General features: G+C 39.1%; 18 protein-coding genes and 1 riboswitch. Of the genes, 4 read left to right on the top strand and 14 right to left on the bottom strand.

Going from position 1 to position 20,479, the window contains the following annotated elements; genetic code table 11:
- Positions 1-207: 207 nt before the first annotated feature.
- Entirely contained in the window at positions 208-726 is a 519-nt protein-coding gene (locus L6410_RS02805; RefSeq protein WP_237395874.1) for a Dps family protein, read from the bottom strand.
- A gap of 206 nt (positions 727-932) precedes the next feature.
- Here L6410_RS02805 and L6410_RS02800 point away from each other — a divergent pair, with 206 nt between their 5' ends.
- The 4 genes from L6410_RS02800 to L6410_RS02785 all read left to right on the top strand — a co-directional run bounded on the left by L6410_RS02800 (position 933) and on the right by L6410_RS02785 (position 4,026).
- Positions 933-1,145, top strand: a complete 213-nt coding sequence (locus L6410_RS02800) for a CsbD family protein (protein WP_237395872.1) — start codon at positions 933-935, stop codon at positions 1,143-1,145.
- A 129-nt stretch (positions 1,146-1,274) separates the two neighbouring features.
- On the top strand, positions 1,275-1,721 hold the full coding sequence (locus tag L6410_RS02795; RefSeq protein ID WP_237395870.1) for a low molecular weight protein-tyrosine-phosphatase: 447 nt from the start codon (positions 1,275-1,277) through the stop codon (positions 1,719-1,721).
- A gap of 108 nt (positions 1,722-1,829) precedes the next feature.
- A complete protein-coding gene (locus L6410_RS02790; protein WP_237395868.1) occupies positions 1,830-2,237 on the top strand; it encodes an MORN repeat-containing protein in 408 nt (135 codons plus the stop codon).
- Complete coding sequence (locus tag L6410_RS02785) at positions 2,227-4,026, top strand: acyltransferase family protein (protein ID WP_237395865.1); 1,800 nt, start codon at positions 2,227-2,229, stop codon at positions 4,024-4,026. The genes L6410_RS02790 and L6410_RS02785 overlap by 11 nt, the downstream gene beginning before the upstream one ends.
- A 322-nt stretch (positions 4,027-4,348) precedes the next feature.
- On the opposite strand, the gene L6410_RS02780 is transcribed toward L6410_RS02785, so the two are convergent.
- From L6410_RS02780 to racE, 13 genes are all read right to left on the bottom strand, one after another.
- Entirely contained in the window at positions 4,349-11,248 is a 6,900-nt protein-coding gene (locus tag L6410_RS02780) for a MucBP domain-containing protein (protein WP_237395863.1), read from the bottom strand.
- Between the two features lie 618 nt (positions 11,249-11,866).
- On the bottom strand, positions 11,867-12,520 hold the full coding sequence (locus L6410_RS02775) for a phosphatase PAP2 family protein (protein WP_237395861.1): 654 nt from the start codon (positions 12,518-12,520) through the stop codon (positions 11,867-11,869).
- A 23-nt stretch (positions 12,521-12,543) separates the two neighbouring features.
- Positions 12,544-13,101 (bottom strand): ECF transporter S component, encoded by a 558-nt coding sequence (locus tag L6410_RS02770; protein WP_172075146.1) that lies wholly within the window; start codon positions 13,099-13,101, stop codon positions 12,544-12,546.
- Between the two features lie 62 nt (positions 13,102-13,163).
- A riboswitch (FMN riboswitch) is annotated at positions 13,164-13,376 on the bottom strand.
- Positions 13,377-13,428: 52 nt separating this feature from the next.
- Complete coding sequence (locus L6410_RS02765; protein WP_172075145.1) at positions 13,429-13,980, bottom strand: tRNA (cytidine(34)-2'-O)-methyltransferase; 552 nt, start codon at positions 13,978-13,980, stop codon at positions 13,429-13,431.
- A 725-nt stretch (positions 13,981-14,705) separates the two neighbouring features.
- A complete protein-coding gene (gene yidD / locus L6410_RS02760) occupies positions 14,706-14,945 on the bottom strand; it encodes a membrane protein insertion efficiency factor YidD (protein ID WP_172017392.1) in 240 nt (79 codons plus the stop codon).
- The gene (locus tag L6410_RS02755; protein ID WP_024391162.1) at positions 14,945-15,676 is read right to left on the bottom strand and encodes a pseudouridine synthase; all 732 of its coding nucleotides are present in this window, start codon (positions 15,674-15,676) and stop codon (positions 14,945-14,947) included. Before L6410_RS02755 ends, yidD begins: the two co-directional genes overlap by 1 nt.
- Positions 15,666-16,235, bottom strand: a complete 570-nt coding sequence (gene scpB, locus L6410_RS02750; RefSeq protein ID WP_024396404.1) for an SMC-Scp complex subunit ScpB — start codon at positions 16,233-16,235, stop codon at positions 15,666-15,668. The genes L6410_RS02755 and scpB overlap by 11 nt, the downstream gene beginning before the upstream one ends.
- Positions 16,219-16,938 (bottom strand): segregation/condensation protein A, encoded by a 720-nt coding sequence (locus L6410_RS02745; protein WP_024396405.1) that lies wholly within the window; start codon positions 16,936-16,938, stop codon positions 16,219-16,221. Before L6410_RS02745 ends, scpB begins: the two co-directional genes overlap by 17 nt.
- Positions 16,938-17,669, bottom strand: a complete 732-nt coding sequence (xerD, locus tag L6410_RS02740) for a site-specific tyrosine recombinase XerD (protein ID WP_237395859.1) — start codon at positions 17,667-17,669, stop codon at positions 16,938-16,940. Before xerD ends, L6410_RS02745 begins: the two co-directional genes overlap by 1 nt.
- Entirely contained in the window at positions 17,666-18,124 is a 459-nt protein-coding gene (gene cbpB / locus L6410_RS02735; RefSeq protein ID WP_237395856.1) for a cyclic-di-AMP-binding protein CbpB, read from the bottom strand. Before cbpB ends, xerD begins: the two co-directional genes overlap by 4 nt.
- Positions 18,121-18,648 carry a metallophosphoesterase gene (locus L6410_RS02730; protein WP_024396408.1) on the bottom strand — a complete coding sequence of 176 codons (528 nt, stop codon included), beginning with the start codon at positions 18,646-18,648 and terminating at the stop codon, positions 18,121-18,123. Before L6410_RS02730 ends, cbpB begins: the two co-directional genes overlap by 4 nt.
- Positions 18,621-19,631, bottom strand: a complete 1,011-nt coding sequence (locus tag L6410_RS02725; RefSeq protein WP_024396409.1) for a nucleoside-triphosphate diphosphatase — start codon at positions 19,629-19,631, stop codon at positions 18,621-18,623. The genes L6410_RS02730 and L6410_RS02725 overlap by 28 nt, the downstream gene beginning before the upstream one ends.
- Positions 19,628-20,422, bottom strand: coding sequence for a glutamate racemase (gene racE, locus L6410_RS02720; protein WP_024396410.1), 795 nt, complete (start codon positions 20,420-20,422; stop codon positions 19,628-19,630). The genes L6410_RS02725 and racE overlap by 4 nt, the downstream gene beginning before the upstream one ends.
- Positions 20,423-20,479 lie beyond the last annotated feature (57 nt).

Genomic DNA, 20,479 nt, shown 5'->3' with positions numbered 1-20,479 from the left:
TGTCATATTATACTCAATGAAAATCAAAAGTAGCCTAGGAAACGAAGTCGAAGATAGAACTCTGTTACTATCTTGTTTCAAGGTAACAGGCTGAAAAGCTCCACCGGAGCTTTTCACTCATCAAGGCTCTTGACAACGGATAATTTTGATTTTCGAAGAGTATTAAATAATGCAGCAAAAAAGAGTCCTACTGGACCCTTCATCTATTTACAATTTTGGTGCCTGACCAAGTTCTGCCTGTAGCATCCAAATATGTTTTTCAATACTAGCCTTAGCCACATTGAAAATATCGTTGGTTACGCTGTCACCTTCTTCATCACTAACATCAAATCCCTTTTGGAAAAGAGCAGACAGATAGCGGAACACCACTACCACACGCGCCAATTGCTCTTCAATCGTTACATTGTAATCACCAGGAACTTCCTTGAGCTGACTATTTTCACTAAACTCTTTAAGGGTAGAAAATGGTGCCCCACCTAAGGTAATTAAGCGCTCACTCATCTCATCCAAATAGCCATCGATTTCTTCCATATACTCATCCATCTTTGGATGCCAAATCATAAAGCCACGACCACGCATATACCAATGAACTTGATGGAGGATAGAATGGGCTACTGATAAATCGGCCACCGCTTGATTCAAAACAGCCTTAGAATCAGCCAATGATGGACGCGGGCTGAAAGACGCAATTTCTGCTGGAGATTGATAATATTTTTGTTTCATCATATATCACCCTTTCTTTTATTTATAATAATTATAAATAAAAGAAGGAAAAATTGCAAGAATTACCCCTCAGCAAATGCTGGCTTATCAACAGACAAATTTCTTGCTATATTAATTTATATGGGTTAAACTATTTAATAAGAGTATCATGTGATTTTCTTATATAGGAAAATCATCGCCCCCAAGCTGATTTATAAGGAGGAAATCTTATGTCAGAAGATAAATTAAGTGCAAAATTGGAACAATTATCAGGATCAGTGAAAGAAGGACTTGGTAAATTAACAGGTGACAAGGAAATCGAAGTCGAAGGAATTGTCGAAAAAGGAATCGGAAAAGCTAAAGAACTGGTTGAAGATGCAAAAGACAGTATCGAAGGTGCAGTACAGGGCATAAAAAATGCATTTGACAAGGAAGACAAATAACATATAATTCATATAGGTTGACTTCCTATAGTTAATTACTCAATGTGAAAATAAGGGGTTGTGGGGAATTCAGACAAATTAGTATGAATTCTATCCAACTCCTTTTTCTTCTGTAGCGAAAGGAATAGTATGCAAAAAATAGTTTTTGTCTGCCTTGGAAATATTTGTCGCAGTCCAATGGCAGAGTTCGTTATGAAAGATTTAACAAATCAAGTATATATTGAAAGTCGAGCAACATCTAGCTGGGAACACGGAAATCCCATTCATCCTGGAACGCAAAATATTTTCAGAAAACACAATATCAGCTATGATGGCACGAAGACTTCGCAACAAATCAGTCAGAATGACTTTGAAACATTTGATTTTATCATAGGAATGGATAGTCAGAATGTCCAAGATTTGAAAAGAATGGCTCCCTCTTCTGCCCAAAATAAAATTTTTCAGTTTACAGATGAATCAGTCCCCGACCCATGGTATACTGGCGATTTTGACGAAACCTATAGGATTGTTTCGAAAGGCTGCCAACATTGGTTGAATAAGATTTTATCAATGAATTCTAACAAAGACTCTGTGTAATATTTTTGTAATATTTGTAAAATAATGGTAAAATATATTTGATTCTATTGGCATAAAATTATTATATGATACCTTTTTAGAGTCAAAATTAGTTGAAAGTGGATATCTATGAGAGAGTTTATATTTACAAAGATCAAACCTTATCTAACTCGTAAAAATATTGAGTTGGTTATTGTTATACTTACCCTATTGTTCGCATTTCTTACCTTTATTGGACGAATGAGTAGCAAAGAAGTCCTAACCCTAGATAATGGTAAAATAAAGTATGAAGGGGATGTTGTTGCATCAAAAATGAATGGTCAAGGAAAACTTACCTTTGAAAATGGAGATACTTATGAAGGGGAATTCTCCAATGGGATTTTCAATGGAAAAGGAACCTATAAGTCAGCTCAAGGATGGACCTACACCGGTCAATTCAAAAATGGCTATGCGGATGGAAAAGGAAAACTAACCACCGAAGGACAAGCAACATACGAAGGAACATTTAAACAGGGGATTTATCAGCATGCGAATTAAATGGTTATCGGTTATTAGGGTCATTGGACTATTATTTGTCTTACTCTATCACTATTTTATTAAACAATTTCCAGGTGGCTTTGTTGGGGTCGACCTATTCTTTACCCTGTCTGGTTATCTGACAACTGCACTGCTTATTGATGAATTTGCAGCACACAAAAAAATTGACATCATTGCCTTTTTCCGTCGTAGAATCTATCGCATTTTACCACCTTTAGTGTTGACTATCTTGCTCGTCGTTCCACTTGCATTGACCATTCGGAATGACTTCATCGCTAATATCGGTAGTCAAATTACTGCTGCATTAGGTTTTGTAACAAACTTTTTTGAAATCCTATCTGGTGGAAGCTATGAAAACCAATTTTCTCCTCATTTGTTCGTACACACTTGGACGCTCGCTATTGAGATGCAATTCTATATCATCTGGGCAGGATTCATTTGGTTCATGGCACGAACTGCTCGATCAATTGGACAATTGAGAGGAACCATTTTCCTCAGTTCAAGTATTCTATTTCTCTTCAGTTTCTTGGGAATGTTCATTTCGGCTTTCTTTGTCAGCAACTATTCAGCAATCTACTACTCAACCTTTACACATATATTCCCATTCTTTATCGGAAGCATCTTAGCTACAATAGTTGGTGTAAAACAAACAACGCACTCCTTCCACAAACTAGTTGAGCAATTCTCTATCCGAAATCTATTACTCATTTTTGCAGGTGGTTTCGGCATTGAATTACTCCTTCTATTTTTCCTTCAATTCAGCTCTATTTGGACTTACCTTTTTGGTTTCCTCTTGTCCGGTTTGGCAACAGCTGCAATGATCTTCGCAGCTCGAATCCTTCATGAGAAAACACCTCATATTACTGAGCCAAAGGCCATCTTGTTCATTGCCAACATTTCTTATGGGATGTATCTCTTCCATTGGCCATTTCTCATCATCTTTTCTCAATTACTCCCAAGTATCGTGGCTGTTATTCTATCTCTCATTTTTTCTACTATCCTATCAACTATTTCCTTCTATGTTTTGGAGCCATATGTTGTAGGTAAAGTAGGAAAATTATTTGGTCTAGCGGTCGACTTAAAGCCTTATAAGAAACATATTACCATTGGCTTTTCGATTCTAACCCTACTAAACTTCGCTATCTGCCTATTTGCTCCTAAACTTGGAAATTTTGACAAAGAAAACATGGTAAGTTCACTTTATCAAGCTCAAACGCAATTGGCCACCACTCGAGCTGGTGTAGAAAATGCTCAAGCAACCAGTTATGAGATTCAAGAGGGGGTAACCATTTTCGGTGACTCTGTTACTGTCCGTGCTAGCACAGCTGTTCAAACAGCTCTACCTGACGCACAAATCGATGGAACTGTCAGCCGACATCTAACTGAGATTTCCGGTCTAATCAGCTTATACAAGAAAAATAATACCCTGAAACAAACTGTTGTGGTTGCCTTAGGGACCAATACAAGTGATAATTATCAAGAATTATTAGATCAGCTTGTCAAAGAATTTCCTAAAGGGCACAGACTCATCTTTGTCACACCCTATGATGGAAATTATACTCCAAGCAATTCACTTGCTTATCAGACAGGCCAATACGAAAAAGAATTGGCAAACAAATATGATTATATTTCGATTGCTGACTGGTACCAAGCTGCGAAAGACAACCCAAACATCTGGATCAATACAGACCTTGTGCATTTCAATCTCGAAACAGATGGAGCAACAATCTTTGCAACAACCATTAAGGATGCTGTAGAAGCCAGTGCAAATGGACCGATCAAAAATTAAACAAGTAAAAACGATTTCCTACAAACGGAAATCGTTTTTACTTGTATATTTATTGCTAGTAAGGCTAGATGTTTAACGGTTAGTACTAGTCAACAAGCTACAGACCATGCAGGAATACAGCAAAGCGAGTTAACGAAACATTAAAAGAAAAACTAAATGACTATCCCTAACAACCCCTAAACCTTTGCTAAGAATATCCCCCTAGCAAAGGTTTGGGCCTATTTTATTATTTCATGAACAGGGGTAAACTCTAAGTAGAGATTTTGCCATATGCTAGACATTAATCTTGCTCTTTCCTGTTACAGTTGATAATAACCTAGAATTACTCTTCGTTTTCTTTACGGCGTTTTCCTACTAATCCGAGACTTGCTAGAAGCATACCTGCACCAAGTGCTGTTACTACAGCAGAGCTAGATTCACCTGTGTTTGGCAATTGAGCCATACCTGAAGCCTTCGCAGGAGCGTTAGGTTTCGGTGCAGAAGGTGTCTTAGCTGCTGGTGGTGTTGGCTTAACAGAATCATTAATCTTACGATAGATATGAGTTGTGTTGCCATCTTTATCGGTAATTGTCTTACCAGTAAATTCATAACCTGGAATTGACTTGTTAGGTGTTGTACCATCTTCTTGCGGTGCAATTGGGTTACCATCTTCATCAACGTGGTTTGTTACAACTTTCTTAACCTTGCGGTAGATGTGTGTTGTATTACCATCTGGATCTGTTACAGTCTTACCTGTGAACTCGTATCCTGGAATTGACTTGTTAGGTGTTGTACCGTCTTCTTGCGGTGCAATTGGGTTACCATCTTCATCAACGTGGTTTGTTACAACTTTCTTAGCTGGTGTCACTTTACGGTAAACGTAGGTTACTTCAGTAGTATTACCACCCACAACTGTACCTGTCTCTGAACCATCAACACGAACAAGCTCATAAGTTGTACCATCTTCTGTCGTGATAGTATTTGGTTTGTTATCTGTTGTGTCATAAGACTTACCAGCAGGAACGTTTGTTTCATCTTGAACTGGTGCTTTGATAACTGTACCATCTTCTGTTACGTAGTTAACCACAACATTACCATTTTGAACGTAAGGAATTGGTGTATCTTTTCCAGTTTCATCTGGTGTTGGTGGCACATAACCTTTACCTGGATCGTTTGGATCTACTGGTTTCAATGGTGTATTGTCCTTAGGATCTACTGGTGTGTAGCCTGGAACGTTTGGAATCACTGTACCTGGATTTGGTGTTACTGGTACGTCTGGGTTGTTTGGATCAAACGGATATGGAACTACTGGGCGTTCGTTTTCTGGAACACCTGGAATTTCTGGAATCCAGTTCGCAACCTTCTTATACACATAAGTGATTTCTGTTGTCTTACCACCTTCAACTGTACCATTTTCTGTACCAATTGTCTTAGATGGAACCAATACATAACGTGAACCGTCTTCTGTAACAATTTCTGTTGGTTTGTTATCTGTTGTGTCATAAGACTTACCAGCAGGAACGTTTGTTTCATCTTGAACTGGTACTTTGATAACTGTACCATCTTCTGTTACGTAGTTAACCACAACATTACCATTTTGAACGTAAGGAATTGGTGTATCTTTTCCAGTTTCATCTGGTGTTGGTGGCACATAACCTTTACCTGGATCGTTTGGATCTACTGGTTTCAATGGTGTATTGTCCTTAGGATCTACTGGTGTGTAGCCTGGAACGTTTGGAATCACTGTACCTGGATTTGGTGTTACTGGTACGTCTGGGTTGTTTGGATCAAACGGATATGGAACTACTGGGCGTTCGTTTTCTGGAACACCTGGAATTTCTGGAATCCAGTTCGCAACCTTCTTATACACATAAGTGATTTCTGTTGTCTTACCACCTTCAACTGTACCATTTTCTGTACCAATTGTCTTAGATGGAACCAATACATAACGTGAACCGTCTTCTGTAACAATTTCTGTTGGTTTGTTATCTGTTGTGTCATAAGACTTACCAGCAGGAACGTTTGTTTCATCTTGAACTGGTACTTTGATAACTGTACCATCTTCTGTTACGTAGTTAACCACAACATTACCATTTTGAACGTAAGGAATTGGTGTATCTTTTCCAGTTTCATCTGGTGTTGGTGGCACATAACCTTTACCTGGATCGTTTGGATCTACTGGTTTCAATGGTGTATTGTCCTTAGGATCTACTGGTGTGTAGCCTGGAACGTTTGGAATCACTGTACCTGGATTTGGTGTTACTGGTACGTCTGGGTTGTTTGGATCAAACGGATATGGAACTACTGGGCGTTCGTTTTCTGGAACACCTGGAATTTCTGGAATCCAGTTCGCAACCTTCTTATACACATAAGTGATTTCTGTTGTCTTACCACCTTCAACTGTACCATTTTCTGTACCAATTGTCTTAGATGGAACCAATACATAACGTGAACCGTCTTCTGTAACAATTTCTGTTGGTTTGTTATCTGTTGTGTCATAAGACTTACCAGCAGGAACGTTTGTTTCATCTTGAACTGGTACTTTGATAACTGTACCATCTTCTGTTACGTAGTTAACCACAACATTACCATTTTGAACGTAAGGAATTGGTGTATCTTTTCCAGTTTCATCTGGTGTTGGTGGCACATAACCTTTACCTGGATCGTTTGGATCTACTGGTTTCAATGGTGTATTGTCCTTAGGATCTACTGGTGTGTAGCCTGGAACGTTTGGAATCACTGTACCTGGATTTGGTGTTACTGGTACGTCTGGGTTGTTTGGATCAAACGGATATGGAACTACTGGGCGTTCGTTTTCTGGAACACCTGGAATTTCTGGAATCCAGTTCGCAACCTTCTTATACACATAAGTGATTTCTGTTGTCTTACCACCTTCAACTGTACCATTTTCTGTACCAATTGTCTTAGATGGAACCAATACATAACGTGAACCGTCTTCTGTAACAATTTCTGTTGGTTTGTTATCTGTTGTGTCATAAGACTTACCAGCAGGAACGTTTGTTTCATCTTGAACTGGTGCTTTGATAACTGTACCATCTTCTGTTACGTAGTTAACCACAACATTACCATTTTGAACGTAAGGAATTGGTGTATCTTTTCCAGTTTCATCTGGTGTTGGTGGCACATAACCTTTACCTGGATCGTTTGGATCTACTGGTTTCAATGGTGTATTGTCCTTAGGATCTACTGGTGTGTAGCCTGGAACGTTTGGAATCACTGTACCTGGATTTGGTGTTACTGGTACGTCTGGGTTGTTTGGATCAAACGGATATGGAACTACTGGGCGTTCGTTTTCTGGAACACCTGGAATTTCTGGAATCCAGTTCGCAACCTTATTATACACATAAGTGATTTCTGTTGTCTTACCACCTTCAACTGTACCATTTTCTGTACCAATTGTCTTAGATGGAACCAATACATAACGTGAACCGTCTTCTGTAACAATTTCTGTTGGTTTGTTATCTGTTGTGTCATAAGACTTACCAGCAGGAACGTTTGTTTCATCTTGAACTGGTGATTTAATAACTGTACCATCTTCTGTTACGTAGTTAACCACAACATTACCATTTTGAACGTAAGGAATTGGTGTATCTTTTCCAGTTTCATCTGGTGTTGGTGGCACATAACCTTTACCTGGATCATTTGGATCAACTGGTTTCAGTGGTGTGTTGTCCTTAGGATCTACTGGTGTGTAGCCTGGAACGTTTGGAATCACTGTACCTGGATTTGGTGTTACTGGTACGTCTGGGTTGTTTGGATCAAATGGATATGGAACTTTTGGTTCTTGTCCTTCTGGAACACCTGGAATTTGTGGAACCCAGTTCGCAACTTTCTTATATACATAAGTGATTTCTGTTGGCTTACCACCTTCAACTGTACCGTTTTCTGTACCAATTGTCTTAGACGGAATCAAGACATAACGTGAACCATCTTCTGTAACGATTTCTGTTGGCTTGTTATCAGTTGTGTCGTATGGACTATCTGGTTTTGCGTTTGTTTCGTCATTAACAGGTGTCTTGATGACTTTACCATCTTCTGTAATGTAGTTAACAACAACGTTACCAGCTTTTTCATACACATAAGTAACTTCTGTTGTGCCCTCTACTACTTTACCAGTTTCTTTAGCTGCATCTTCAGCTTTGACTTCTTTGTAGTAGTAGACATCACCTGTTTCATCTTCAACAATCTTCTCTGGTACACGATCAGCAGTGGAGTAATCTGTTCCTACAAGAGCATCATTAGTATCCACCACTGGAGTTGCAATCACTTTTCCGTCTGTATTAACATAATTTACAACTACGTCACCATACTTAGGATTTTCTTTGAAGTAAACCACTTCATTAATGTCTGCATCAGTTGCAGTAACAGTCTTATCTTTTACTGTTTCTGTCATTGGTGCCTCAGCACCTTCAAGAGTCGTACGACTTGCACTGTAGCCTGGAACTTCTGGAAGGACATTACCCTGAAGAGTATCTGTCGTATCTGCCACCCAATCTCCATAAGTCACTTCACCAGTTACAAGGTTGACTTGAGCTGGGCGAGTGAAGCTTACTGTTTCAGTCTTAACAAATGGAGTCCCTTCAGTAGAACCTTTTGGCAAGACATTGCCTGCGGCATCTACACGGACTGGTGTTCCATCTTCATACTTGTACTCAACAGTACGCGTTACTTCTTGGGTTGTTTCCAGATTGTTTACTGTATCTGGCCAGACTGGTGAGTTAGGATCTGTTGGATCCACTGGTTCCCCAGGTACAACACCTTTAGGAACGTCAACGACACGAGGCTTGATGACAACAAGGAATTCTTGCTTCACAGCTGTATCGTAGTCATAGTCTTGACCAGCGTCAGTAGTGAAATTGTCAGATACAAGCTCATAACCCAATTTCTTATACTTGTTAATGGTATTTTCAGTGGAGTAAGTGATGTCTGTACCTGGGTTACCTGTCAAGGTACCTGAATCTTCCAAGAAGTCTGTCGCACCTTCAACTTGGTAACGGATGATAGCTTCCTGTGGAACTGGTGTATAAATATGCGTTGTTGCGAACGCTGTGGCAATTGTGGCATTTCTCAAATTTTGTTGAATACCGAATGGAACATATCCCTTATTATCAAATTTATCAGTAACACCTCTCCATTTAAACTCATTGTCACCCAATTCTTGAGCAGTTGTATATACTTGAGTACCAATAAAAATTTTACCATATGTACCTTCTGTTGTGCCTCCAGACCATTGTGCTACAACTCGGTACTTAGAGCCTTGTTCATTAAAATAACTTTCTTTAAAGACCATATAGCCAGATTCTTCATCGTATGTATAAGGAGCATAAATTGTCGAGCTCTTGTTATAGTCATACGTTTTACCATCTGTATAAACTAACGGACTGGTCTCGATGAGTTTGATAAATCCTGTAGTATCAATTCCGTTCCAATCAACTGGACCTGTGTAGGTAGGATCCAAGAAATAATACTCTGTTACGGTCTGAGTATTCGAAATAACTTTACGAATTGCTTTATAATGAACTGTACTTTGATCAACCTTACCAGGCATATAAACAGTTCCTGCTGGTAAGCCTCCTTGAACAACCTCTTTAGTTGTCGTTTTATAGGTGTAACCAGCAAATTCACGCTGTCCTGAAGGGGTTACTGGTTGACCCGCAATGGTTTGAAGGCTATAAGTCGCTAATACTGTCCCATCTTCCACAACATATCTAGTTGTATTGATCTGATAATCAGGAACAATTATAGTACTATAGTCCACTACTCTGCCATCTTTAGCGGCTGTAAGTACTAACATACCTTGTGTACTACCATCATTTTCCAAGGTAGTATCATAAGTAATAGTAACAGTTTCATTTTCAGGATTTACTGTTTGAGGATACGTTAGTGTTACACTCGCTCCTTGCTCAATTGTATGAGTTTCCAATACGTTACCGTTGGTAGTACTTACCACTTCAGCTAAGATTGTTGATGTATTAGCATTTGAATCTAATGAGTATCGGATATAGGCAGGAATTGCGGTACCGTTAATATATACAGTTGGCTGGTTTGCATTATATGAATAGAAATCATAGCTTTCAAATGTGTACCAACCTGCTTGAGAAGTTGCAGCCACACCTGTTCTAAGAGTATGTGTTTTAATTCCTGCTCCATTCGCATCATCCATAGAAGGTGTCGCAGTAGTTGAAGCTTCAACAAGAACACCTAGACCTTCACCGACTTGCAAAGTTGAAAGAGTATTATTCAAAGAGATTTCAATAACATCTGTACCTAAAAATCTACGCAATTCTAAGACTAGAGCTTCTACGTTTGTACGAACTGCATTGATTTGTGTATTCAGTGCATCTAAAGTAGCAACTGTATCTTGTAATACAGACGTTGCATCTGTAACGGCCAATTTTGTTGCAACTGCTGCAGCCTTCAAAGCACCTGTATCAGTTGTTGTATCAGTAGCCACAATGCGGTTACCTTCATTAGCCAATACTTCTGCTTCTGAAACAATTTGTTCAAGAACAACTTTTGCTTCTTCAACAGTTGTTGGTACTGCTACCTTTGGAGCAGAAGCAGTTGCAGTTGCAGTTGTTGGTGCAACTGCTGTGCTAGATGATGTAGATGTACTTGCAGTATCAGTTACGCTAGTAGTTGTAGTTGTGCTTGTAGTGTCTGCTACTACTTTTTTCACAACTTTGAAGACAACTTTTGTATTAGCACCTTCTACAACTCCTGTAGTGGAGGTTGTCAATTCGTTCGCAACAAGTTCATAATCTGCAGGAACTGTTGCTGTTTCAGTAACAATTGCAATAGCAGTTCTATCAGTTGTTTTTGTTTCAATTGACTTAACAGTAGAGGCTACAACTTCCCCAAATTCATCTTGATACTCAACAGTATATTCAATTGTTGCTACACGCTCAGTAGCAGTTGTAGTAGTTGAAACTTCTTCAGTCGCAGACGATGAAGTTGTCTCGCTTGTAGACGTAGCTGTTGTTGCGTCACTTGTAGGCATTGTTGAGTCCGTAGTTGAACTTGTCGTTTCAACCGCTGAACTTGGTGTTGTGGATGCACTCGTATCAGTCGTAGTTGCTGATGCTTCGGCGCCCCCCGTCAAAGCAAGTGCAACACCGAGTAATACACTGGCCGCACCAAAATGGTACTTACGAATCGAAAATCTTTGCTGTGGTGCATACCATTTTTTCTGGTCCGTCTTGGAAAGATTTTTCTTATCCATAGTCTTTTCTCCTTTAAAAAATGTAAATAGTTACAAGTTATAGACACAAACTATACCATCCGCACAATAACTTACCATAAGTATACCTCAAAATTTTTTGTATGTCCAACAATATGATTGTGAATTCCTAAAAAAAAAAGCAAATGTTGATTTTTTGATCAAATTTGCCTGTCTTATTATAGTTTTTACTAATCATTCTATGGATATATGGTTATATTATTATATACGATGTGAACTTTCATGGAATTTTCAGAATTTTACGCAAACCTGTTTGTTTTTTGTTATAGTTTTCATAAATATCGATCCAAAAACCCTTATAAATCAAGCATTTTCGGCACATGTTAACCTCATTTTACAATGCTAACAGCTTACTTATTAAAACGATTGCATAAGATTCATTTTGTTTGTTTTTAGACCGTAGAAAATAAAATTTGTCCATATGACTCTATTTTCTAATACATACCAAGGAAAGTCAAGCGAAACTATTATAGACCACCTCCTTGGATTTTTTTATTATTCATATTTTCTATCGTTTCTTACTATTCCCTATTTTTAAAGTTATTTTATATTTGCTATTTTAAAAAAATAATACCCCAGAGTCTTGATCTGGGGTATTATTTATTTCTGCTTGCTTTGGAATCGCCATTCAAACCGTTTCTGATCATAAAATGGGTACATGGCTTGTAAAAGTGTGATAGCCAGTAACCAACCACCGATAATATCAGTTGGGTAGTGTACGCCAATATAGATACGAGATATGGCAACCAAGATAGCAATGATAATGAGAAGGACTTGCATAGCAGTTCGGGCCAACCCCTTTCTCATACGTTGCTGCATCACGATGACAACTGCTCCTGCAATCATCATGGTTGACGCTGTGTGCCAACTTGGAAATGAATAGCCTATTGTATCAATTAACCATTGGATGCTAGGGCGTGGACGTTGGTAGACATATTTCAGGGCTGTTGATGCTACCCCCATCGCCGCAAAGCTAGCAAGTAAAAAATACGCTTCAATCTTCCATTTCTTATAGAAATAAAAGAATGCCGCCACAAGCAAGGAAATGGCTAATATAATAACTGTATTTCCTAAAACGGTAATTGATGTCCAAAACTGGGTTGCTCCACTCGGTAGATTGCCACGAATGGCTGTTTGAATGGTTGAATCAAACCCCGCTAAGGTAGTTGGAAAAAATTTTGCCGTATAACCTAAGATAACAAAGGCTAAGGCAAAAAAGGATGCATTTTGTAAATGTTTTTGTTTGTTCTTCATACCAATAGTTTACCTTAAAAAGGTTAAACTTTCTTTAAAATCGGCTGTGCAGCTTTTTGGCAAATGTAAAATACCGCTGATAGGACAACCCCTTGTAACAGATTAAATGGCAATACCATCATCAATAGGTAATTCCACAAGCCTAAAATTTCTTTAATATCAAAGTTTGCAAATGCAGCATAGACTGGCACTGCATAAACATAATTCAATAGCAACATCATTAACGTTGAACCTATGGTTGCAATGACTGCGGTTTTAATATAATTTTTTATCGTTTGATCATTTTTCCAGAAATAGGCCACCGCCAAAATAAACACTGACATAGCTGCAATATTCATCGGCAAGCCGATGATTGTGGACGGTCCCTGATTATTTAAAATCAGCTTGAGAAAGGTTCGAACCAAAAGGATAGCAAAACTAGCCTTGGTATCTAAAATTAACAGACCAAACAAGATTGGTACTAGTGAAAAATCCACCTCTAAGAAATTCGCCGTTGGAATAAGGGGAAATTTCAAGTACATGAGCAGAAAAGATACTGCTGAAAGAATGGCGATAATCGTCATTTTGCGTGTGTTTGTCATAAAGGTTCCTCCAATTATTGAAAATTGAAGAAGTCCAAAAGAGCAGGCTAAAAAACCGTGCACTTCGTCTTCTCCCATCCAGACTATACTGTCGGTTGTGGAATTGCACCACATCAGCTTTCGCTCGCAGACTTCCAATAGATTGTTTTTTTCTAAGCCTTTACTCGCTCGTCTCGATAGCCTCTTAATCCATCGTAGATTTACTTTAAAAACCTAGTAAAAACAGCCGATTTTTCACTGCCGGTCGGGAATCACACCCTGCCCTGAAGACACTACCATCATACCAAAAAAGCCTTGCAAATGCAAGACCTTAAGATGATTTAGCTACTAATATGATTTCAATTTATCCTGTTCATAGGTATGCACCAACTCAAGACCAGCAAATTCTTGTTGGCGCAATGCCTCATATACTATCATACAAACCGTATTGGACACATTCAGACTCCGCACATGCTCATCATTCATCGGTATGCGAATTGCTTTATCTGGATGTTTTCGCATAAACTCCTCAGGTAACCCTTTGTCTTCTCTACCAAAAAGAAAATAATGGATTTTTCCATCATCATACTGTTCATCTGAGTATGTTTTATTTGCAAATTTTGACACCAGGTGCACGACTCCCTGTTGACTAGCATACTGCATAAATTCTTCCAGATTTTCATAAAAACGAACATCTAATTTATCCCAATAATCCAACCCTGCTCGCTTCATTTTACGATCATCAATTGGAAAACCCATCGGTTTTATGATATGTAAAGGACTGTTTGTCGCAGCACAAGTCCGAGCAATATTCCCTGTATTTTGTGGAATCTGTGGTTCAAACAAAACCACATGATTTTTTGCAGTTTCTTCAATATAATCTAATTCTTCTATATTCATGATAGCCTCTCTAACTTGGCAACGATTGGTTGACTTCAATAAAAAACAATTCATTCTATTCTTTTCTTTTCAATATCGAAAGAAGACAAAAAAATAGCCACACTGCCCGGAGTCTAGCTCAGCAAACAGCATGGTGAATGATGATTCATTCACTTAACTCACAACAGGTTTGAGGTAAATAAATGAAATCGTGTTATTATTGTAACTTAAATAAAACTGAAAATCAAGTGTTTTGACTCATTTTTTTCAATTTTTCGCAGAAAATTTGGGAAAATTTGAGAGAAAATGTGAAAGTTGCAAATCTATTTTTTATTTTTTTCATGCATTTTGAATAAATAGTTATATAGAAAAAATTTTTTTGCTTCTTTATCCGTCAATGGTCGTCTAAGATGTTCGTCTTCCCACCCCCGCACAGCTCCAACAGTCAGAGTAGTGACGGTTGGAGGTTGGAAATGAAGTGAACTCGTTCGCATCAGCCGTAGTGGTCAGATTTGGAGTGTGAAACACGAACAAATCTGCCAATCAACTACTACGCTGAGATGTTGACACGAACTCTGAGAAGCGAGGCTGGACTTTTGCACAGTCTAGACTGGAAATAAGACTTGCGAAACAAGTCACTTTTGTAGAGTACGGTAAGCCGAAAGCGATGATGTATCAAAGTTAATTCAAATGACTGATAACATCGTAGAAAAAAACATGGGGAATCAAAAAAACAAGCAATTAACCTACATCTGCTTGTTTCTTCGTAAACTAAATGTGTCTGGAACTGGATCATCGCCGCCTTCTACAAAGGGATGACAGCGACCAATTCGAGCTAGTCCCATTAATAAGCCCTTGAGTCCATGTTTATTCAAAGCTTCAATCATGTAATTTGAACAGGTCGGCTGATAGCGACAAGATGGTGGAAAGAGGGGAGAAATCCATTTTTGATAAAGCCGTACTAGGCCGATCAATAGTCTAACCATTATTTTTTAACAGTCTTAGTAACAGCCAGTGTGTGGAGCTTACTAATATCTTTCTTATTCAGCTTGCGGTATTCCCCAGGACGTAAGCCGGTCAAATCCAGATTGCCAAAACGGGTTCGAGATAGTTTATCCACCTGCAAGCCCACAGCTTCAAACATCTTCTTCACTTGATGATTGCGTCCTTCATGAATTGTCAACTCAACTACAGAACGGTTTTTGACAGGATCCACCTTAATGATTTCATAGACAGCTGGCTTGGTTTTCTTACCATCAATGACCACCCCACGAGTCAAGGGACGTAAGACCTCCTTGTTGGCAATGCCTTTTACACGCGCCAAATATACCTTATCAATCTCATTTCGTGGGTGAATCATTTCATCAGTGAAGTCACCATCATTGGTCAATATCAAGACCCCAGACGTATCCCAGTCTAGCCGACCAACAGGATAGATGCGTTCCTTGACCATAGGCAGTAAGTCTATAACAGTCTTACGGCCCTTGTCATCAGATACACTAGAAATAACACCACGTGGTTTATTTAGTAAGTAATAGACTTTTTCTTCATTATAAATTGGCTGACCTTCTACTTCAACCTTATCCCCTGACTTGATAAGGGTCCCTAGTTCTCGAACCACCTGACCATTGACAGTCACTAGCCCTTGTTTTATCAGCTCTTCTGCCTTTCGACGACTGGCTACACCAGCATGGGCAATATATTTATTAATTCTCATTTTCTAACTCATTTCTTTCTAAGAACAACTCAGTCTCCTCTTGGACAATTTCCAAATCAGATACATCTGGCAATTCTTCTAAGCTGTTTATTCCCATGTAATCAAGGAAATAATCCGTCGTTACATAAAGATTGGGCCTTCCAAGCACTTCTTTCTTACCATTCTCACGAATCAAATCAAAGGCTTGTAATTTACTAATCGCACCGCTCGAATTAACCCCTCGAATATCATCAACTTCTATCCGTGTAATCGGCTGCTTATAGGCAACAATAGACAATGTTTCTAAAAGTGCTCGCGACATAGTCTGATTGATCGGTGTTTTGGCATAGATTCTTAGAAGCTCAGCATATTCTTTTTTGGTAACCAATTTAAATCGGTTAGATGATTCCAAGAGAGCTAAGCCTGAATCGGAATCCGCTTGGTACTTCTCACTGAGTTTCTCTAATTGCTGATTAACCGCTGTTGGTTGTAATTCCAACATCTCTGCAAGATTGCGTAAGGTCAACCCTTCTTCTCCAGCCACAAAGAGCAGGACTTCGATTTCAGCTAAGCGATTCATTTTCTCTCCTTACTAGATAAATATCCCCAAATATTTCAGCTTGTTCCAATACAATTTCATGAACCTTGACCAATTCCAGGGTTGCGAGAAACATCGTAATCACTTCGTTAATATCCTGACTTTCCTGAAACAGCTGACGAAGTTCGATGCGTGGATGACTCTGAAAACGATTACGTACAAAGTCCATCATATCTTCAATTTTGTATTCATCCCGTGCAATTGTTGCATGAGACTGGCGCAAACTGGCTTGTTTTTCTGCCATTACTTTTGAAAATGCTAGGAAAATATCAATCACCGTTTTATCTTGCGCTAGTTGGACATCCTCATAGACTAAATCTAGCTTTGGTTTTGAAAAATAATGTGCCCGTTCATTATGTTGCTCCCCCATTTTTTCACTAAGAAGCTTAAATTTTCGGTATTCTTCTAATTGATCCAAGAGATCCATTTCCGGATCATCTTCAGGATCTGTCTGTTCAACGACCTTCGGCAATAAACGACGGCTTTTGATCACCATCAATTGGCTAGCCATCAGCATATATTCTCCCGCTACTTCTAATCGCATGGCCTGTAAGGTCGCAATGTAGGCTAAATATTGCTCAATAACTTCCGTAATTGGAACCTCGTAAATATCTACCTGATACTTGGATACCAAGTGGAGCAAGAGATCTAAGGGTCCTTCAAAATCTTTTAATTTAATATCCATTATCTAAATTTATCCAAACTCACGCTTGTTTTCAGTCCTAACTCCTTGGCGATTTGGTCCAAAGATTTTCCTTCATCTATCTGTTGTAGAATAAATTGTTCTCGCAATTTTTGGGCAGTCCAATCGGTTTTTCCTATAGATTGTAGATATTCACTCAACCGATTAAAGAACCATTGACGAGAGTATGGGTACCCTTTCTTATCGAATACATATTTTCCAGTTAGATGGTCTTCTACATAGGAAAGAAGTTCCTTTGGCAAACTAAGAACCCGTTTGGTAGCTCCCTTCTCAACTGTCATAACTTGAAAGTTTAGGTTAATCTGCTCACTCTTTAGCTCTGCTATTTCACTAGGCGTAAGCCCTAGCAATGCAATCAAAAGTGCAATGAGCTGTCCATCAAGAAATGGTGATTCCCGAAAAAGCAGTGATAAATCCTTACGTTCCATCCGCTTTTTGACACGACCAGAGCTTGCCATTGCCTGCAATTTATAGAAACGGTCTATGTGCCCACTTTCATAAAGGAAATAGAGAAATTGATTGATAGTTGATACTTTTCTTTTCTGAGCAGCAGGTTTCAGATCCAAGAGAAACTGTTGATAAAGCAGTAGGGACTGCTGGGAAATCTCTGCCTTGGTCACGGTCAAAAATTGCTGTAAATCATAGGTATAAGATTTTTGGCTATTTAGGCTGATTTTTTTGCTCTTGATAAAGGTTTCAATCGCTTGTTTCATTTCTTTCCTTCTTTTGACGCGAGTGGAAAATTATGCAGAAGAGCATTGATTGCTTTTAAAATGGATTTTCGAGTAATGATACCTACGAATTTCCTGTTTTCTCCAAGGACGGGTAAGAAAGATTGATCTACCAATTTTCGCATTACTTCCGTTAAGTCATAATCTAGGCCAACGGTTTCTTCATCTGTTTTTGCAATGAGGGAGATATCTTCATTTAATTCATCATCGGTCAGTACATTATCTGACTGGTATTTGATAATTTCAGTTAAACCAATTGTTCCAAAATAGTTTCCATCTTCTGTCACTACAGGTACACGCGAGTAGGTTGTGTGGCTAAGCAACAGTTTTGCATGGTCAATATTGTGACTCTCCACCAAAACTGCCAATTTTTCAGCAGGAGTAAGGAAGGTTTCTTCCTGTTCTAACAAGAAGGCTTCAAATTCACGTGCAATCATCTTGAAATATCCTTTGTCAATGCTGGGTAAAGTTGGTGCTGGCGGTTATAATAATCAATATGAAAATGATCTTCATAGATGGTTACAAGGGCATAGAGACATTCTCTGACCAGACCACGTGGTTGGCTAACGGAACCTGGATTGAGAAAAAGTGTCTTGCCACGAACTTCAGCATCAGGTACATGCAGATGCCCATACAAACAAATATCCGCGTCAACTTCCTGTGCCCAATAATCCAACCGTTGCCAGCCATGATTAATACCATAAAGATGACCATGCGTCTGTGCAATAGTCACTTCGTCCAAATTGGTAACCAATTGATCTGGGTAACCACCAAAGTAGTCACAATTCCCGTTGACAACGTAAACTCCATCCCAAAGACTATCTTGACTATCTAGTTCAGAATCTCCGTTATGAAAGATTGCATCGACCTTACCTAGATAACGGTTTTTAATTTCTTCTACGATCTGTCTATCCCCATGAGAGTCGCTCATGACTAGGATTGTTTTGCTTGCTCCTGCCATACTGGAAATGCCTCCACTAATTTTTCTAGTGCTTGTGCACGGTGGGAAATCTTATTTTTTTCTTCTAGGGTCAATTCTGCCGAGGTCTTACCTGTTTCGCCTACGAGGAAAAGTGGATCATATCCAAACCCATTTTCACCGCGTCGCTCCATTCCGATATATCCATCCCAGTCAGCTTCAACAACCAAACTCTCACGATTTGGAGCAGCCATAACTAGGGTACAATGGAATTGTGCAGAACGATCTTTTAGTTCAAATACCATCGCCAACTCGTGCAACAATTTAGAATTATTGCGTTCATCCGTTGCTTCTGGTCCTGAAAAACGAGCAGACCAAACTCCTGGCAAGCCACCTAAAGCATCCACTTTCAGACCTGAATCATCTGCCAAGACCATCTTGCCTGTCAGCTCTGCTATGGTTTCAGCCTTGAGCCGTGCATTTTCCTCAAAAGTCATACCTGTTTCTGCTACATCTGGAAGATCTGGATAGTTGTTGAGATTCTCGACCTGGTAACCAAAACGCTCAAAAAACTTACGGAATTCCTTAGTCTTACCTTCATTTTTTGTAGCGATTAAGATGGTATCTCCCACGCTTGCCAATCCCTTGTCTTGACCGAAGAAATCTGCCGTGCTAACCCCTGCTTGGGGCAGATGAACCAAGAGAAGCTTGTCATTTTCTGTTACCAGAATAGCTCCTTGGTGTTGGAGAACCTTGAACTGGCGATTGTTTAACTCATTCAAAATATCACAGGCAAATTGAAAGAGGGCAAATTCAGACTGAAGTTTGATCACTTCAATGTTAACACACTGGTTGAAATTCTCATCTTCATAATTACCTGCAATCAGTTTATCAAACAACTGACCAATCTGGTAAATTTCCTGCTCTCTTCCATTTTCTCCAAAGGAACCAAATAGGTTGGCAAAACTAGCCTTTCCGATAAACCAATTCTGCTCATCTCTGTATTCATAAATTTTTTCTGTCATAATGCTACGTGCTCCACATGAATATCAATGCCCATCCAGCTCTCAGCAATTTCCTTAAAGGCCGCTGGGCTGGCAGTTGTGTAAAAACGGTGCTGAATATCCTTTTCTGTGCGGCTATGGTTGATTTCAAAATAATTTAACAAAACTGAAATATCCCGCGCACATTCTGCCCCACTATCAATCAGTTTAACATCTTTCCCCATCGCATTCTGAATAATCGGACGCAACAATGGAAAATGAGTACAGCCCAAAACCAATGTATCCACCTTTCCTAAAAGCGGACGTAAGGTCTCATAAACAACTTTCTTTGCTAAGCTAGACTGATGACTATTGGACTCCACCAGAGGGACAAACTTTGGACATGCCAGACTTTCCACCTGTGTCTCTGGAGATAGCGTTTGAATTTTTTCTCGATAAATATCAGACTGAATGGTCATAACAGTCCCCAAGACGCCTATTTTGCCAGTTTTTGTTGCCTTAATGGCAGCCGAAGTCCCTGGTAAAATAACACCCAAAACAGGAATATCTAATTTTTCTTTGACTTCTTCCCAAGCTACTGCAGTCGCCGTGTTACATGCAAAAACAATCATTTTCACATTCTTTGTCAATAGAAAATTGACCAACTGCCAAGTGTATTCTTTGATTTGTTCCGCTGGTCGTGGTCCATAAGGAGCCCTTGCGGAATCACCGATATAAACGATTTCTTCGTGGGGAAGCTGGCGCATCAATTCACGTGCAACCGTTAATCCTCCCACACCTGAATCTAAAAAACCAATTGGTCGATTATCCATAATACTGAGATTAGCCAGATAATCTGACTAGCCTTTCTTTTCCTACTCAAAAAATGG

Source organism: Streptococcus parasuis, from assembly GCF_021654455.1.
In the GTDB taxonomy this organism is placed as follows: Bacteria; Bacillota; Bacilli; order Lactobacillales; family Streptococcaceae; genus Streptococcus; species Streptococcus parasuis.
This window is presented reverse-complemented; position numbering and strand designations above follow the sequence as displayed.

Coding starts and splice junctions, on each gene's coding strand:
- L6410_RS02805 (WP_237395874.1), bottom strand. CDS start 726: ATGATGAAACAAAAATATTATCAATCTCCAGCAGAAATTGCGTCTTTC.
- L6410_RS02800 (WP_237395872.1), top strand. CDS start 933: ATGTCAGAAGATAAATTAAGTGCAAAATTGGAACAATTATCAGGATCA.
- L6410_RS02795 (WP_237395870.1), top strand. CDS start 1,275: ATGCAAAAAATAGTTTTTGTCTGCCTTGGAAATATTTGTCGCAGTCCA.
- L6410_RS02790 (WP_237395868.1), top strand. CDS start 1,830: ATGAGAGAGTTTATATTTACAAAGATCAAACCTTATCTAACTCGTAAA.
- L6410_RS02785 (WP_237395865.1), top strand. CDS start 2,227: ATGCGAATTAAATGGTTATCGGTTATTAGGGTCATTGGACTATTATTT.
- L6410_RS02780 (WP_237395863.1), bottom strand. CDS start 11,248: ATGGATAAGAAAAATCTTTCCAAGACGGACCAGAAAAAATGGTATGCA.
- L6410_RS02775 (WP_237395861.1), bottom strand. CDS start 12,520: ATGAAGAACAAACAAAAACATTTACAAAATGCATCCTTTTTTGCCTTA.
- L6410_RS02770 (WP_172075146.1), bottom strand. CDS start 13,101: ATGACAAACACACGCAAAATGACGATTATCGCCATTCTTTCAGCAGTA.
- L6410_RS02765 (WP_172075145.1), bottom strand. CDS start 13,980: ATGAATATAGAAGAATTAGATTATATTGAAGAAACTGCAAAAAATCAT.
- yidD (WP_172017392.1), bottom strand. CDS start 14,945: ATGGTTAGACTATTGATCGGCCTAGTACGGCTTTATCAAAAATGGATT.
- L6410_RS02755 (WP_024391162.1), bottom strand. CDS start 15,676: ATGAGAATTAATAAATATATTGCCCATGCTGGTGTAGCCAGTCGTCGA.
- scpB (WP_024396404.1), bottom strand. CDS start 16,235: ATGAATCGCTTAGCTGAAATCGAAGTCCTGCTCTTTGTGGCTGGAGAA.
- L6410_RS02745 (WP_024396405.1), bottom strand. CDS start 16,938: ATGGATATTAAATTAAAAGATTTTGAAGGACCCTTAGATCTCTTGCTC.
- xerD (WP_237395859.1), bottom strand. CDS start 17,669: ATGAAACAAGCGATTGAAACCTTTATCAAGAGCAAAAAAATCAGCCTA.
- cbpB (WP_237395856.1), bottom strand. CDS start 18,124: ATGATTGCACGTGAATTTGAAGCCTTCTTGTTAGAACAGGAAGAAACC.
- L6410_RS02730 (WP_024396408.1), bottom strand. CDS start 18,648: ATGGCAGGAGCAAGCAAAACAATCCTAGTCATGAGCGACTCTCATGGG.
- L6410_RS02725 (WP_024396409.1), bottom strand. CDS start 19,631: ATGACAGAAAAAATTTATGAATACAGAGATGAGCAGAATTGGTTTATC.
- racE (WP_024396410.1), bottom strand. CDS start 20,422: ATGGATAATCGACCAATTGGTTTTTTAGATTCAGGTGTGGGAGGATTA.